Source organism: Sphingobium nicotianae (assembly GCF_018603885.1).
GTDB classification, from domain to species: domain Bacteria; phylum Pseudomonadota; class Alphaproteobacteria; order Sphingomonadales; family Sphingomonadaceae; genus Sphingobium; species Sphingobium nicotianae.
In genome coordinates, this window is record NZ_JAHGAW010000008.1 from 223,327 (window position 1) to 237,390 (window position 14,064).

At 66.1% G+C, this 14,064-nt stretch carries 13 protein-coding genes; 6 read left to right on the top strand and 7 right to left on the bottom strand.

Features of this window, described 5'->3' with window-relative positions; translation table 11 throughout:
- Window positions 1-84: 84 nt before the first annotated feature.
- Window positions 85-1,419 (bottom strand): alkaline phosphatase family protein, encoded by a 1,335-nt coding sequence (locus KK488_RS13630; RefSeq protein WP_214624228.1) that lies wholly within the window; start codon window positions 1,417-1,419, stop codon window positions 85-87.
- Window positions 1,419-3,662 (bottom strand): TonB-dependent receptor, encoded by a 2,244-nt coding sequence (locus KK488_RS13635; protein WP_214624229.1) that lies wholly within the window; start codon window positions 3,660-3,662, stop codon window positions 1,419-1,421. Before KK488_RS13635 ends, KK488_RS13630 begins: the two co-directional genes overlap by 1 nt.
- A gap of 309 nt (window positions 3,663-3,971) precedes the next feature.
- On the opposite strand from KK488_RS13635, the gene ahpC reads away from it, so the two are divergent.
- The 3 genes from ahpC to KK488_RS13650 all read left to right on the top strand — a co-directional run bounded on the left by ahpC (window position 3,972) and on the right by KK488_RS13650 (window position 7,015).
- On the top strand, window positions 3,972-4,535 hold the full coding sequence (gene ahpC / locus KK488_RS13640) for an alkyl hydroperoxide reductase subunit C (RefSeq protein WP_214624230.1): 564 nt from the start codon (window positions 3,972-3,974) through the stop codon (window positions 4,533-4,535).
- A gap of 192 nt (window positions 4,536-4,727) precedes the next feature.
- Entirely contained in the window at window positions 4,728-6,311 is a 1,584-nt protein-coding gene (ahpF, locus tag KK488_RS13645) for an alkyl hydroperoxide reductase subunit F (RefSeq protein ID WP_214624231.1), read from the top strand.
- 224 nt (window positions 6,312-6,535) lie between these two features.
- Window positions 6,536-7,015, top strand: a complete 480-nt coding sequence (locus tag KK488_RS13650; RefSeq protein WP_214624232.1) for a DUF4142 domain-containing protein — start codon at window positions 6,536-6,538, stop codon at window positions 7,013-7,015.
- 78 nt (window positions 7,016-7,093) lie between these two features.
- On the opposite strand, the gene KK488_RS13655 is transcribed toward KK488_RS13650, so the two are convergent.
- The 5 genes from KK488_RS13655 to ispH form a co-directional block, all read right to left on the bottom strand.
- Entirely contained in the window at window positions 7,094-7,558 is a 465-nt protein-coding gene (locus tag KK488_RS13655) for a DUF6265 family protein (protein WP_214624233.1), read from the bottom strand.
- Window positions 7,559-7,771: 213 nt separating this feature from the next.
- Entirely contained in the window at window positions 7,772-9,280 is a 1,509-nt protein-coding gene (locus tag KK488_RS13660; protein ID WP_214624234.1) for a malonate--CoA ligase, read from the bottom strand.
- 25 nt (window positions 9,281-9,305) lie between these two features.
- Window positions 9,306-9,746 (bottom strand): ribonuclease HI, encoded by a 441-nt coding sequence (gene rnhA / locus KK488_RS13665; RefSeq protein ID WP_214624235.1) that lies wholly within the window; start codon window positions 9,744-9,746, stop codon window positions 9,306-9,308.
- Window positions 9,743-10,726, bottom strand: coding sequence for a homoserine kinase (gene thrB, locus KK488_RS13670; RefSeq protein ID WP_214624236.1), 984 nt, complete (start codon window positions 10,724-10,726; stop codon window positions 9,743-9,745). Before thrB ends, rnhA begins: the two co-directional genes overlap by 4 nt.
- 6 nt (window positions 10,727-10,732) lie before the next feature.
- Window positions 10,733-11,704 (bottom strand): 4-hydroxy-3-methylbut-2-enyl diphosphate reductase, encoded by a 972-nt coding sequence (gene ispH, locus KK488_RS13675; RefSeq protein WP_214624237.1) that lies wholly within the window; start codon window positions 11,702-11,704, stop codon window positions 10,733-10,735.
- 112 nt (window positions 11,705-11,816) lie between these two features.
- On the opposite strand from ispH, the gene KK488_RS13680 reads away from it, so the two are divergent.
- The 3 genes from KK488_RS13680 to KK488_RS13690 all read left to right on the top strand — a co-directional run bounded on the left by KK488_RS13680 (window position 11,817) and on the right by KK488_RS13690 (window position 14,030).
- Entirely contained in the window at window positions 11,817-12,566 is a 750-nt protein-coding gene (locus KK488_RS13680) for a 2OG-Fe(II) oxygenase (RefSeq protein WP_214624238.1), read from the top strand.
- A gap of 4 nt (window positions 12,567-12,570) precedes the next feature.
- The gene (alkB, locus tag KK488_RS13685) at window positions 12,571-13,212 is read left to right on the top strand and encodes a DNA oxidative demethylase AlkB (RefSeq protein ID WP_214624239.1); all 642 of its coding nucleotides are present in this window, start codon (window positions 12,571-12,573) and stop codon (window positions 13,210-13,212) included.
- A 92-nt stretch (window positions 13,213-13,304) separates the two neighbouring features.
- Entirely contained in the window at window positions 13,305-14,030 is a 726-nt protein-coding gene (locus KK488_RS13690) for a hypothetical protein (RefSeq protein ID WP_250890408.1), read from the top strand.
- Window positions 14,031-14,064: the final 34 nt, after the last annotated feature.

Genomic DNA, 14,064 nt, shown 5'->3' on the forward strand with positions numbered 1-14,064 from the left:
ACAGCGCCCTGCGCTGTTTAGGTCATGCCGGGGGCATGACCGACCTGATGCGCCCTCCCTTGAAAGGGAGGGGCTTAAGTAGCTCTATCGCACCGCCAGCGCCTTCAACTCCGCATTGGGCAGTTCCGCGCCCAGTAGCGACGCCACTGTCGGGGCGATCGCGCGCATGTCGATGACGCCCAGATCCTTGCCCTTGGCGATCCCTTTGCCGAGCAGCATGAAGGTCGAGCGGATATTCGCCGATCCGGGAAAATAGCCGTGCATCCCCAGATAATGCGGCGCCCCGGAGACCGGCCCGGCGGCGAAGAGGAACGGCCCCGTCATCGTGCCGGGCATCAGATCGACATAGAAGCTTGCCTCCGGATTGCCGCGCATCGTGGCGATCTCGTCCTTGCCGATGATCTGCGCGATATGCGTGGCGGGATCGGCCTTGAGCTTCTCCAGCACCGCGCGGACTCGGGCGGCAAGCGCGGCATCGTCCGGCCGGCGCAGCATGATCGCGGCCGATCCGCCGGAGATCCAGGGCGCGGCTTCCCAGTCCTTGATCTTCGTGCCGTCCATTGTGATCAGCCCGGCGTCGATGAACGCCCGGAAGAAATTCGTCTCGGACGTGATCGGCTCGAAGCCATGATCGCTGACCAGCGCGATCGCGGCATCGGGATGCGCCGCCAGCTCCGCGTCGATCAGCTTGCCGACGATCGCGTCGATCCGCTCTAGCACGGCATGGGCTTCCGGCGTGTCCGGCCCTTTGGCATGTTGCTCGTGATCGAGCGCGGTCAGATAGACGGTGGTGAAGTCCGGCTTGTGCGCCTTGATCAGCGCGATCGAGAAGCGCCCGCGCTTCTCGTCGGCATCGATGCTCTCGTCGATCCCGGCGGCATAGGGCTCGCCAAGTGACTTCTCCAGTTCGGCCACCAGCCCGGTCGAAGCGAGGGCGCCGATCAGCTTGGCGTCGTCGGCTGTGCCCGCGCGCCAGATCTGTGGCAGGTTCCAGCGGGCATGGGCGCCGACGCTGACCGGCCAGTGGACATTGCCGGTCGAGAGGCCCGCCTTGGCGGCCGCGTCCCACAGGGTCGGTACCTTGATGTCGCTCGCATACCAGTACCAGCCGTCATAATTGGCCTGGAACGGGTCGAAGGTCGTGTTGCTATAGATGCCATGCTTCGCCGGGCCGACGCCGGTCAGTAGGGTGGTGTGGCTTGGATAAGTGAGGGTTGGCAGGACGCCGTTGACGCCCTGTGCATAGGCTCCATCCGTCAGGAAGCGCCGCAGGTTCGGCAGCTTGAGGCCGCGCTTGTCGGCCTCGATCACGTCGCCCGGCCGTAGCCCGTCGATGGAGATCATCAGCACCGGCTCGGCGCTCGCCGCGACCGGAGTCGCGGCGAGAACCAGGGCTGCCAGCAGGGACTGGCGGCCCATCAGAAGCCGGCCTTCAGCGTCGCGAAGAACTGCTGCGGCGCGCCGATCAGCAGCGTCTGGGAATCGCCGCTGACGGAGAAGCCGTTGGAGCCGATCGTGCCGACATATTCCTTGTCGAAGATGTTGGTCGCGTTGAGCTGCAGCTCGATCTGCGGCGTGAAGCGATAGCCGACCGACGCATCGACCAGCACCCGGCTCGGCACCGAGGCATCGTTCATGTAGCTGAAGTAGCGCTTGGACATGTAGTTGACGCCGACCCGGCCATAGATCGGGCCCTGATCATAGGCCAGCTCGCCGCGCGCCATGTGGCGCGGGCTGTCGACTACCGTCTTGCCCGAGATCGGCACGACCGTGCCGGTGCCAAGCTTCACGTCGTCCTGATAGGTCGAGTCCGTGTAGCTGTAGGAGGCGTAGAGGCTGAAGCCGGCGCCGAGCTTGAGGTCGCCCGCCGCCTCGAAGCCGAGCGACTGGACGCCGCCGACATTGGCCAGCACGTTGGGCGCGCCAACGATGCCCGCGCCGCCGGGAATGACCAGCAGGCGATTGTGGAAGTTGACGAGATAGACGCCGACGACGCCGTGAAACCCGCCCTGATTGTAGCGCGCGCCCAGCTCATAGGTGTCCGAGCTTTCCGGCTTCAGCGTGTTCTTGATCGCGTCGAAGCCGGCCTGCGTCGTGCTGAACGGGCCGGCGGTTGTGGCCGCCTGATAGGCGCGCGTCACCTGCGTGAAGCCGGCGAACAGCTCGGCCTCCGGGGTGATCTCGGCGACGATGCCGGTATGCGGCTGGAACCAGTCGGTCACGCCGATCTTGCCCTGCGGAAAGCCGCCGCCGACGATCGCGGTGGCTTCGCTGGTGACCTTGTAGCCCTTCCAGCCCAGGTTCACCTTGATCATGCCGAGGTCGATCTTGTCCTGGACATGATACTGGAAGGTGTCGGTCGAGAAATCGAACGCCCACTGGGTCGCGAACGGGTTGGTCGGATAGGTGCGGAAGCTGAAGCCCGGCGCGGTCCGGCTGGCGAGCGCATAGAAGCGGCGGGCCTGGTTGAACTTGTTGTTCTCGTACCAGGCGCCGACGCTGATCTCGTTGATGCCGATCGTTGCGCCGACCGTGCCGAAGATGCCGCCGCGGTCGATCTTGTACTCGGTGGTGCGCACCGAGATCGGCACACCGTTCGGGCTCGGCACATACGGCGTGGCCCACAGGCCCATGCCTTTGTTGTGGTGATAATAGCCGCGCAGCGCGACCTTGAACATGTCGCCGAGCGGCGACTTGAGGCCGATCGAGGCCAGCGTGTCCTTGCGCAGGCCGGCGGCGTCATAATAAGCGTCGTCGACCGTCGTGACGTTGCCGGGATAGACCTTGCCCGCCGCCGCGTTGGAGACCGGCGCACCGGTTTCGCCGCGATTATTGCCGATGTCGGCATAGAGGACCGCGCGGTTCCAGTCGGGCGCCGTATTGTCCCAGCCCCAACCCAGGCGCTGGATCATGCCGAGCGACATGTCCTGATAATCCTGCTCGCGCCGGTCGGAATAGCTCAGCCAGCCGTCGAGCGTCGCCGCGCCTGCGGGCACGACGATCTTGGCGTTGGCCATGTGCTGGTCCTGCGTGCCCGAGCCGCGATACTTGTTGGTCGCGCCATAGGCATAGGAGACAAAGCCGCGAATGCCGTCGGCCACGCCCATGTTGACCCGCGCGAAGCCGCGCCATGTCTCGTTGCTGCCATAGGTCAGGTTGCCCTGCGCCTTGAAGCTGTCGGCCGGGTCCATCGAGAAGGTCTCGACCGTGCCGCCGAGATTGTTGGTCGACTGGGTGCCGATCGAGCCGGCGCCCTGGGACACGCGCACCACACCGATATTCTCCGGGCTGATCGCGCGGCTGATGTGCAGGCCGTTCATATTGCCGTAGCTCATGTCGCCGAGCGGAATGCCGTCAAAGGTGAAGCCGAGCTGGTTCTGGCTGAACGCGCGGATGGTGACGCGGGTCGACCATTCATAATTGCCGAACGGATCGGCCGACTGGAAGTTGACGCTGGGCAACTTCTCGATCGCCTTCAGGGGGCTGGTGCCCGGCGTCAGCGTGACGAGATCGGCGGCCGAGACTTCCTGGACCTGGCGGGTTTCGCCGCGGCCGAAGACGACGATGTCCGCGCCGCCTTCCGCATCGTCGGCGGGGGCTTGCGCCAGGGCCGGCGCGGCGAGGGAGAGGGCGGTGGTTGCAAGCAATATGGCGATGCGCATGGGAGTCCCCTTTGTTGTGCTGTGGGGATCCGCTAGGCGCGCACTGTTGCAGCGCGGCGTAAGTCCTGTTGCATTGCAGTGTCGACTTTTTGACAGTTTTGCGATGGCGGACCATTCGCCATCCGTCCGGCTCTTTTCGTCGCGGACGGCGCAAACATGTGCAGTTTTCGCAGTTGATGACCCCGCCTGCGCGTTAAGCACGCGAAGGGCTTCTGATCGATTTAATCGATCTTTGGAGCGAGTTTAATCAATTTCACCTGTGGAGTCCGGCTTCCTATGTGCGTTGCGTCAACAACCGAAGGAGCCGACATGAGTCTCGTCAATACCCCTCTCAAGCCATTCGCCGCCACCGCATACAAGCAGGGCAAGTTCGTCGACGTCACCGATGCCGATGTGAAGGGCAAGTGGGCAGTCTTCTTCTTCTATCCCGCCGATTTCACCTTCGTGTGCCCGACGGAGCTGGAGGATCTGGCCGATATCTACCCCACACTGCAGGGCATGGGCGTCGAGGTCTATTCGGTCTCCACCGACACGCATTTCAGCCACAAGGCCTGGCATGACACCTCGCCGGCCATCGGCAAGATCGATTATTACATGTTGGGCGACCAGAACCACAGCATCTCGAACAATTTCGAGATCCTGCGCGAAGGCGTCGGCCTTGCCGATCGCGGCACGTTCGTCGTCGATCCGGAAGGCACGATCCAGCTCGTCGAGATCACGCCGGAGGGCGTGGGCCGCAACGCCACCGAGCTCCTGCGCAAGATCAAAGCGCTGCAATATTGGGTGAGCCACCCTGGCGAGGTCTGCCCTGCCAAGTGGGAAGAAGGCGAGAAGACCCTCGCGCCTTCGCTCGACCTGGTCGGCAAGATCTGATTTCCCAAGGGTCCGGGGCCGCTGGCGCGGTCCCGGAGTCCGGACGCCGTCCCACCCCTCCTCTTCAAGAGGAGGGGCAGGTGGTGGCGATGCGCAGCATCGCTCCGCGCAGCGACAACTCGCAGCGTCGCAAGCACCACCCCAACCCCTCCTCTGGAGAGGAGGGGCTAAGTTTCATTAAGGAGCCCCCCAATGTTGGACGCCGCGATCAAGACCCAGTTGCAGGCCTATCTGGCCAACATCAAACAGCCGATCGAGCTGGTGCCGTCGCTTGACGACAGCGCCAAGGCGTCGGAGCTGCGCGCGCTGCTGGAAGAGATTGCCGGGCTGCACGAGATGGTGACGCTCGCCCCCGAAGCCGACGACGCCCGCAAGCCGAGCTTCCTCATCCGCCGCACGGGCACGGACATCGGCGTGCGCTTCGCCGGCATCCCGCTCGGCCATGAGTTCACCTCGCTGGTGCTGGCGCTGCTGCAGGTCGGCGGCCATCCGCCCAAGGTGAGCGACGAGGTCATCGCGCAGGTCCGGGCGCTGGAGGGCGACTTCGCTTTCGAGACCTATTTCTCGCTCTCCTGCCAGAATTGCCCGGACGTCGTGCAGGCGCTCAACCTGATGAGCATCCTCAATCCGCGCATCAGCAACGTCTCGATCGACGGCGCTTTGTTCAAGGACGAGGTCGACGGCCGCAAGATCATGGCGGTGCCGAGCGTCTATCTGAACGGCGAGCCGTTCGCCTCGGGCCGCATGGACATCGAGCAGATCCTCGCCAAGCTGGACACGGGCGCCGTCGCTCGCGCCGCCGAGAAGATCGCCGCCAAGGAGCCGTTCGACGTGCTGGTCGTCGGCGGCGGCCCTGCGGGCGCGGCCGCGGCCATCTATGCCGCGCGCAAGGGCATCCGCACCGGCGTCGTTGCCGAGCGGTTCGGCGGGCAGGTGCTCGACACGATGGGCATCGAGAATTTCATCTCGGTCCCGCACACCGAAGGGCCCAGGCTCGCCACCGCGCTGGAACAGCACGTCCGCGACTATGACGTCGACATCATGAACGTGCAGCGCGCGAAGAAGCTGGTCCCCGCCCGCACCGTCGGCGGCTATGCCGAGGTCGAGCTGGAGAGCGGCGCGACGCTGCGGGCCAGGGCGGTCATCCTCGCCACCGGCGCCCGCTGGCGCACGATGAACGTGCCGGGCGAAGACGAGTATCGCAACAAGGGCGTGGCCTATTGCCCGCATTGCGACGGCCCGCTCTTCAAGGGCAAGCGCGTCGCGGTGATCGGAGGCGGCAACAGCGGCATCGAGGCGGCGATCGACCTGGCCGGCATCACTGCGCATGTCACCCTGATCGAGTATGACGGCCAGCTGCGCGCCGACGCGGTGCTGCAGCGCAAGCTTTACAGCCTGCCCAATGTCACCGTGATCACCTCGGCGCTCACCACGCAGGTGCATGGTGACGGCGAGAAGGTGGTCGGCCTGACCTACAAGGACCGCAACACGGAGGAGACGCATCTCGTCGAGCTGGAAGGCATTTTCGTCCAGATCGGCCTTGTCCCCAACACAGAGTTCCTGGCCGACGCCGTCGCGCTCAGCAATCGCGGCGAGATCGAGGTCGATCATCGCGCCCACACCTCGCAGCCCGGCATCTTCGCGGCGGGCGACGCGACGACCGTGCCCTACAAGCAGATCATCATCGCGATGGGCCAGGGCTCGACGGCGGCGCTCTCCGCCTTCGACTATCTGATCCGCCTGCCCGCAGAGGAAGAACGCGCCGAGGCCGCCTGACCTCCTCCTTCGGAACCCTCTCCCCCCGGCGGGAGAGGGCAGGGTGAGGGTCTTTCTTCTTCTCGGCCGCTCCCAAAGAACGCCCTGCCGCGCGGAAAAAGCCCGCGAGGGGCTGGTGCAACCTCGCCTTCCAACGCATCCAGGGATGCGACGAACGGCATGGCCTCCTTGCCGTCTCGCGCGTTGATGGCTGGGCGACTGTCGTCGCCGACAGGAGAGCGATCATGAAAAAACTTCCCCTCCTTGCCGCTCTGGCAAGTTTTGCAATCGCCGCGCCGCTTTATGCCGCCACCACCGCCGCCACCTACGTTGCCAAGGCGGGAGGGGGCGATCTTTACGAAACCCAGTCGAGCAAACTCGTCTTGACGACGACGAAGGACGCGAAGGTCCGCGCCTTTGCCGATCGCATGATAGCCGACCATGCGGTCAGCACCGCGAAGGTCAAAGCCGCAGCCGCGAAATCAAAGCTGACGGTCGCGGCCCCCAAGCTCGATGCGGCGCAAAACGCGATGATGGCTGAACTCAAGGCGGCGACGGGTCCGGCCCGCGACAAGCTGTACCTGCAACAGCAGCACAAGGCCCATGAGATGGCCCTCGCTCTGCACCAGGATTACGCCAATTCCGGCGACAAGCCCGCGCTGAAATCAGCTGCGGCGGAGATCGTGCCTGTCGTCAAGCAGCACATCGCGTCGATGCCCATGTGACCTGGCTCGGAGTCCCGCTGTGCACGGCCGATGGCTGCGGGACTCTGGTCATCCGGGGGCGATCCTTCATCGCCCCGATCAGTCGCGGCGATAGGTCCAGCGCGTCGGCTTCGATCCGTCGAGCAGCGCGATTTCGGCCACCAGCTTGCCGTCCGCCAGCCGGTAGGTGATGCGCTGCGGATAATCATGCGTTGCGTTGACGAAGCTCACTTCGCCGGCGCTCTGCCGGTCCAGCTTGAAGCGTACCGAAGTCGTGCCGCCCGGTTGGCCGATGAAGCCGAGCCCTTCGGCATCGCGCAAGATGCGCATATGTTCGAAGCTGCGGGTTCCCTCGCTGTCGTAGGTCTGGCTGCTGCCGAGCATCATCGATCCGCGCGGCATCGTCCAGCATTCCTCGACGCGCGTCGTCTGGCCGGGGTCGGTCAGCCAGCAGCCGGACATCCAGCGGGGGAGCCCTGCGGTGGCGTCGCCCTCGGCATGAACGGCGGCGCTACGCGCCATCATGAAGGCCGCCAGTCCGATCAATATCCAAAGGCGTGCCATGATCACCTCTCTCCAGCGACATGTCGGCTAGTATAGGCGTACAGCTACTCTCCCGACAATCGTCCGCATTTTTGCTGTCCTACACGCCGCGCGCGAAGGCATGCTCCGCTTGTGATCGATTCCCTCAATCAATCGGCCCCCGACAAGAAAATTCATAGTGCGCCACAGCGTGTCCTTCGTGAACTTCGGAAGGAAATTACGCAGTTGCGCAATTTAATCAGCCGCCTGCGGCATCATCGCCTGCTCGCGCAGGGCGGCCTTCTGGACCTTGCCCATCGTGTTGCGGGGCAGGGCATCGACGAAGATCACCGTCTTGGGCAGCTTGAAGCGGGCGAGCCGCGTGGCGAGCGCCGCGCGGATCTCGGCTTCGCCGATCGTGCTCCCCGGCGTGCGCACGACCACCGCCGTCACGGCCTCGCCGAAGTCGGCATCGGGCAGCCCGATGACCGCCGATTCCTCCACGCCCTCCAGCGCGTCGATCTCGGTCTCGACTTCCTTGGGATAGACGTTGAGCCCGCCGGTGATGACCAGGTCCTTGCCGCGTCCGACAATCTCCAGATAGCTGTCCGCGCTGAGCTGGCCCAGGTCGCCGGTGACGAACCAGCCATCCGCCTTGAGCTCGGCGGCGGTTTTCTCCGGCATGCGCCAATAGCCTGTGAACACGTTCGGTCCCTTGACCTCGATCATACCGATCTCGCCGGCCGGCAGCGGCGCGCGGCTGGCCTCGTCGACCACGCGGACAGAGACGCCCGACAGGGCCGGACCGACCGTGCCGGGCCGCCGTTCGCCGTCATAGGGATTGGAGGTGTTCATGCCGGTCTCGCTCATCCCGTAGCGCTCGAGGACGCGGTGGCCGGTGCGTTCCTCCCAGGCGCGATGCGTCTCGGCAAGCAAAGGCGCCGAGCCGGACACGAACAGGCGCATGCCCTTGGTCGCGTCCCTGTCGAGGCGCGGGTCGGCGAGCAGGCGGGTATAGAAGGTCGGCACGCCCATCATGACGGTTGCGGTCTCCAGCCCGCGGAGCACCGCGCGGGGCTCGAACTTCGGCAGCAGCCGGATGCGCGCGCCGGCCAGCAGCGGCACGTTGGTCGCCACGAACAGGCCGTGGATATGATAGACTGGCAGCGCGTGGAGCAGCTCGTCATCGGCGGTGAAGCGCCATGCGTCGACCAACGTCGCGGCATTGGAATAGAGGTTGCCGTGGCTCAGCATCGCGCCCTTGGAGCGGCCCGTGGTGCCAGAGGTGTAGAGGATCACGGCGAGGTCGTCGGCGCCGCGGGGCACGTCGTCGAAGGTCGCGGGGAAGGTGTCCAGTCCGTCGAGCAGGCTGCCGCTCTTGCCGTCCGTGCCGAGCGTCGCCAGCGTCGCGCCGACCTCGCTTGCGAGCGGGCCGGCGCTCTCGCTAGCGGCCGGATCGACGACGAACAGGCTCGGCTCCGCATCGCCGAGGAAATAGGCGATCTCGGCAGGCGTATAATCGGTGTTGAGCGGCAGGTAGGCCGCGCTGATGCGCAAGGTCGCGAGATAGAGGATCAGCGTCTCGGCGCTCTTGCCGGTCTGCACGGCGATCCGATCGCCCGGTGCGACGCCGAGCGCGATCAGGCGGTGCGCCATGCGCGCGGTGGCATCGGCAAGCTCGCCATAGCTCAGGCTCCGCTCCCAGCCGCTGATCAGCGCCGGTGCCGCCCGGTCCTTGCCATCCATGATCGCGCGGAACAGCATCGCCTCTCTCCTCAGCCTGTTTGTATCAGCCTCGCGCCGCTTCCGCTGCGGCGCTGGCGAGGCGGTCGGCGCGTTCATTCTCGGGATGGCCGGCATGGCCCTTGACCCATTGCCAGTCGATGCGGTGCTGCTTGGTCTCGGCCAGCAGCGCCTGCCACAGGTCGGCATTCTTGACCGGCTTCTTGTCGGCGGTGCGCCAGCCGTTGCGCACCCAGCCGTGGATCCACTTGGTGATGCCGTCCTTCACATAGACGCTGTCGGTCGAGAGGATGACATCGCACGGCCGGGTCAGTGCCTTCAGCCCTTCGATCGCGGCCATCAGCTCCATGCGGTTGTTGGTGGTATGCGCCTCGCCGCCGGAGAGCTCCTTCTCCCGGTCGCCATAGCGCAGCACCGCGCCCCAGCCGCCGGGGCCGGGATTGCCCTTGCAGGCGCCGTCCGTGAAGACATGAACCGGCTCGCTCATACCAGCCGGCCGAACAGGCGCTCGGCTGGCAGCGTCGCATAGGTCTCCAGGCGGCGCAGATAGGCGAGCGGATCCTTGCGCGTCACGAGCGCGTCGGGCGGCGTGTTGATCCAGTCATATGCGCGGGTCAGCAGGAAGCGAAGGGACGCGCCGCGTGAGAGGATGGGGAGGGCGGCATGTTCGGCCGGGGTCAGACCATGGCTCGCGACATAGCCGAAGATCAGCTTGTGGGCGACCGTCTCGTTGAACGTCGTGCCGTCCGGCGTGAAGCCCCAGGCGCTGTGGGTGATAGCGACGTCATAGGCACGGATGTCGGTGCAGCTGAAGTAGAAGTCGATGAGCCCGCCCACCTCGTTGCCGCGCATCAGGACATTGTCCGGGAACAGGTCGGCATGAATGACGCAGCGATCGAGGGTCGTCGGCCAGTGTGCGTCGAGGAAGGCGAGCTCATGGCGCACGCGGGCACCCAGGTCCGGCGTGATCTCGTCCAGCCCGTCGCCGCAGGCGTCCGCGAGCCGATGCCAGCCCTCGGGTCCGAGCGCGTTCGGGCGCTCGCCGGTGAAGTCCTCTGCCGCGCGGTGAAGCTGGCCCAGCGCCACGCCTGTCGCGCGCGCCTGCTCCGGGGTCGGCCTCGTGACGGAGACGCCGCTCAGGAACTCGATCAGGCAGGCAGGCCGTCCGCACAGCGTCTGCAGCGTCTTGCCTTCCCGATCGTGGATGAAGCGCGGGACGAGGCAGCCCCGCTCGCCCAGATGATCGAGCAGCGCAAAGAAGAAGGGCAGGTCGGCCACGTCGACCCGCTTCTCGTACAGCGTCAGGATGAAGCGGGCGCCCTGGCCGTCCGCGCCCGTCGTATCGACGAGGTAATTGCTGTTCTCGACGCCCTCGGCGATGCCCTTGGCGGCCAGCAAGGTGCCGACGTCATAGAGTTCGAGGAAGCGGGCCAGCTCTTCGGCCGGAACCTGGGTATAGACCGCCATCGTCGTTCAGACCGCTTCGAGGCCGCGGGGCAGCTTGAAGGCCATGTCCTCCGTCGTCGTGCGGACTTCCTCTTCGGTGACGATGAAGCGCTCGGCGAGCTTCTCGACCACGCCGCGCACGAGGATCTCCGGCGCGCTCGCGCCGGCGGTAATGCCGAGCATCTTGATGTCGCCAATCCAGTCGAAGTCGATCTCGGCCGCTGTCTGGATGAGCCGCGCCCGCGTACCCAGACGCTCGGCGACTTCGACGAGACGCAGCGAATTGGAGCTGTTGGGCGCCCCGATCACCAGCACGGCATCGGCGCGCGCCGCGATCACCTTGGCGGCGCTCTGGCGATTGGAGGTCGCGTAGCAGATGTCCTCGCCCTTGGGCGCGATAATGTCCGGGAAGCGGCGCTCCAGCGTGGCGACAATCGCTGCGGTATCGTCGACCGAGAGCGTGGTCTGGGTGAGGAAGGCGAGCGCCTGGCCGGGCTGCGGCGTGAAGGCTTCGGCATCCGCCTCGGTCTCGATCAAGGTCATGCTGCCCTCGGCAACCTGGCCGAAGGTGCCGATGACTTCCGGATGGCCCTTATGACCGATGAACAGGATGTGCCGTCCGGCCGCGACCTGGCGCTCGGCCTGGCGGTGGACCTTGGAGACGAGCGGGCAGGTGGCGTCGAGATAGTCGAGGCCGCGTTCCTGCGCGGTGGCAGGGATCAGCTTGGGCACGCCGTGGGCGGAGAAGACGACCGGGCGGCCGTCCGGGCACTCGTCCAGCTCGTCGACGAACACGGCGCCCTTGGCGCGCAGCGCATCGACGACGAAACGGTTGTGGACGATCTCGTGGCGCACATAGACCGGCGCGCCATATTTCTCGAGCGCGCGCTCCACGATCATGATCGCCCGGTCGACCCCGGCGCAGAAGCCGCGCGGCGCCGCGATCAGCACGGTGAGCGGCGGGCGGGTGTCGGAAACGGGCGAAGATGCGGCGGCCATGCGCCCCCATTAGGGGGACTGGGGCGGGAGGGGAAGGTGGAACCGGTGGAGGATTTCTTTTGACCGCAAGTCCCGGGATGTCGTCGCGGCACGGCGATCCTACATGAGGCGCATGACGACATTGACTGAGCACCCGATCGACACTGTGATCGACATCGCGATCGAGGCAAGGATTGCCGGCCTGGATTGGTCGGCCATTTCAAACGGGCTGGACACGGAGGGCTGGGCACATATTCCCGCTTTGCTAACCCCTGCGGAATGTCGCGATGCCACCGCAATGTTCGCAGCTCCGGACGGTTTCCGCAGCCACGTCATCATGCAGCGGCACGGCTATGGGCAGGGCGAATATCGCTATTTCGCCTACCCGCTACCGCCGTTGGTCGCGGCGTTGCGGAGCGGACTCTATCCCCATCTCGCGCCGCTCGCGAATGACTGGCATCGGCGGATGGGTCTGCCGGCGGACCTTCCGGCCGATCATGACGCGTTCATCGCGCGCTGCCATGCAGACGGCCAGCGCCGCCCAACGCCCCTGATCCTGCGCTATGGGCCGGGCGACTATAACCGGCTGCATCAGGATCTCTATGGCGCGCATGTCTTTCCTATCCAGGCGGTCGTTCTGCTGTCCGATCCGCGGACGGATTTCGACGGCGGCGAACTGGTGCTGACCGAGCAGCGGCCGCGCATGCAATCGCGCGCTCAGGTGGTGCCTGCCCGGCGGGGCGATATGATATTGTTTGCGGTGAACGTCCGGCCGCAGGCCGGCAGCCGGGGCGATTATCGCGTAACCATGCGCCACGGCGTCAGCACGGTTCGGGCCGGCGAGCGCCACGCGCTCGGTATCATTTTTCACGACGCGGCCTGAGGCGGTGACGGCGGACCTGTTCGCTGCCGATCGGCGCCATGTTGCGCTCGATCCCGGAGCGTTGCTCCTCGGCGGCTTCGCGCTGGACGAAGCACCCCGGATCCTCGCTGCGATCGCGTGCATCGCGGCGCGGGCGCCGTTGCGGCATTTGGAAACGCCGGGCGGGCGGCGCATGTCCGTTGCTATGACCAATTGCGGCGAGGCCGGCTGGGTCAGCGACCGCAGCGGCTATCGCTATGCGGCGCACGACCCGCTCTCCGGCTTGCCTTGGGGCGCCATGTCGCCTTTGTTTCGAGATCTTGCCGTCCGCGCCGCGCTAGCCGCCGGATTTCCCGGCTTCGCGCCCGATGCCTGCCTCATCAATCGTTACGAGCCGGGCGCGCGCCTCACCTTGCATCAGGACAAGGACGAGGCCTTCCACACTGCGCCGGTCGTCTCGGTGTCGCTCGGCGTGTCGGCGACCTTTCTCTGGGGCGGGCAGGCGCGGGGCGACAAGGTGCGGCGCCATGTCCTGCATCATGGCGATGTGGTTGTCTGGGGTGGTCCGGCGCGGTTGACCTTCCACGGCATCGCGCCGCTGCCCGTGGACGCGCACCCGCTGACCGGCCCCCTGCGCTACAATCTGACCTTCCGCCAGGCGCGATAGGGACAGTTCAGCTTGGCGAAAGCTTCGCTGGGCGAGGTGCGGGCGGTCGTCTCAGCCATGAGCCGCCCTTTCGGTTGCGCGACCGGGGGACCATGACTAAGAAGCGCGGACTATTTTGCGATCGGGCGGCGCCATTCATGCCCGTGGAAGGATTTGGAGCCACAGTGCGGATCGCCGCTGCATCGAAATTTCTCGCTCTCGGCGCCGTTCTGGCTCTCGTAGCGGGCTGCGCCAAGCGCGGCGACATCGACTCCACCGGACAGGGCATCATCCAGTTTCGGTCGGCTTGCCCGAGCGTTGCGATCCCTGCTAACATCGGCGATATCACGCTCTTCGACCCGGCGGGCAGCAAGGATGCCGCCGCGATCGACGTGGTCGCCAACATCACCGACCTGCGCTCGACCTGCCAGACCGTCGGCGAGGAGATCCAGAGCCAGGTGACCTTCGTGGTCAATGCGCTGCGCCGCGATGCCGGACCGGCGCGCTCGGTCGACGTGCCGGTCTTCTCGACGGTGGTGCGCGGCGCGACCTCGGTGATCGCCAAGCGGGTCACGATGGTGCGGCTGAACTTCGCCGAAGGCTCGCTGCGTGCCTCGACGCCCGCCTCGAGCACCGCCTTCGTCAACCGCGCCGCCGCGACGCTGCCGCCGGAGATCGAGCGCCTGATCACTCGCCCGCGCAAGACCGGCGATGCCGATGCCGCGCTCGATCCGCTGGCCCGGCCCGAGGTCAAGGCCGCGATCCAGCGAACCAGCTTCGAGCTGCTCGTGGGCTTCAACCTGACCCCGGACCAGCTCCGCTACAATATCACCCGCTGAGCTTATTCTCGGCGCGGCCTTGCGAGCGCAGCCA

Coding starts and splice junctions, on each gene's coding strand:
- KK488_RS13660 (WP_214624234.1), bottom strand. CDS start 9,280: ATGCTGTTCCGCGCGATCATGGATGGCAAGGACCGGGCGGCACCGGCG.
- KK488_RS13650 (WP_214624232.1), top strand. CDS start 6,536: ATGAAAAAACTTCCCCTCCTTGCCGCTCTGGCAAGTTTTGCAATCGCC.
- KK488_RS13690 (WP_250890408.1), top strand. CDS start 13,305: ATGACTAAGAAGCGCGGACTATTTTGCGATCGGGCGGCGCCATTCATG.
- ispH (WP_214624237.1), bottom strand. CDS start 11,704: ATGGCCGCCGCATCTTCGCCCGTTTCCGACACCCGCCCGCCGCTCACC.
- thrB (WP_214624236.1), bottom strand. CDS start 10,726: ATGGCGGTCTATACCCAGGTTCCGGCCGAAGAGCTGGCCCGCTTCCTC.
- KK488_RS13680 (WP_214624238.1), top strand. CDS start 11,817: ATGACGACATTGACTGAGCACCCGATCGACACTGTGATCGACATCGCG.
- KK488_RS13635 (WP_214624229.1), bottom strand. CDS start 3,662: ATGCGCATCGCCATATTGCTTGCAACCACCGCCCTCTCCCTCGCCGCG.
- ahpC (WP_214624230.1), top strand. CDS start 3,972: ATGAGTCTCGTCAATACCCCTCTCAAGCCATTCGCCGCCACCGCATAC.
- rnhA (WP_214624235.1), bottom strand. CDS start 9,746: ATGAGCGAGCCGGTTCATGTCTTCACGGACGGCGCCTGCAAGGGCAAT.
- KK488_RS13655 (WP_214624233.1), bottom strand. CDS start 7,558: ATGGCACGCCTTTGGATATTGATCGGACTGGCGGCCTTCATGATGGCG.
- KK488_RS13630 (WP_214624228.1), bottom strand. CDS start 1,419: ATGGGCCGCCAGTCCCTGCTGGCAGCCCTGGTTCTCGCCGCGACTCCG.
- ahpF (WP_214624231.1), top strand. CDS start 4,728: ATGTTGGACGCCGCGATCAAGACCCAGTTGCAGGCCTATCTGGCCAAC.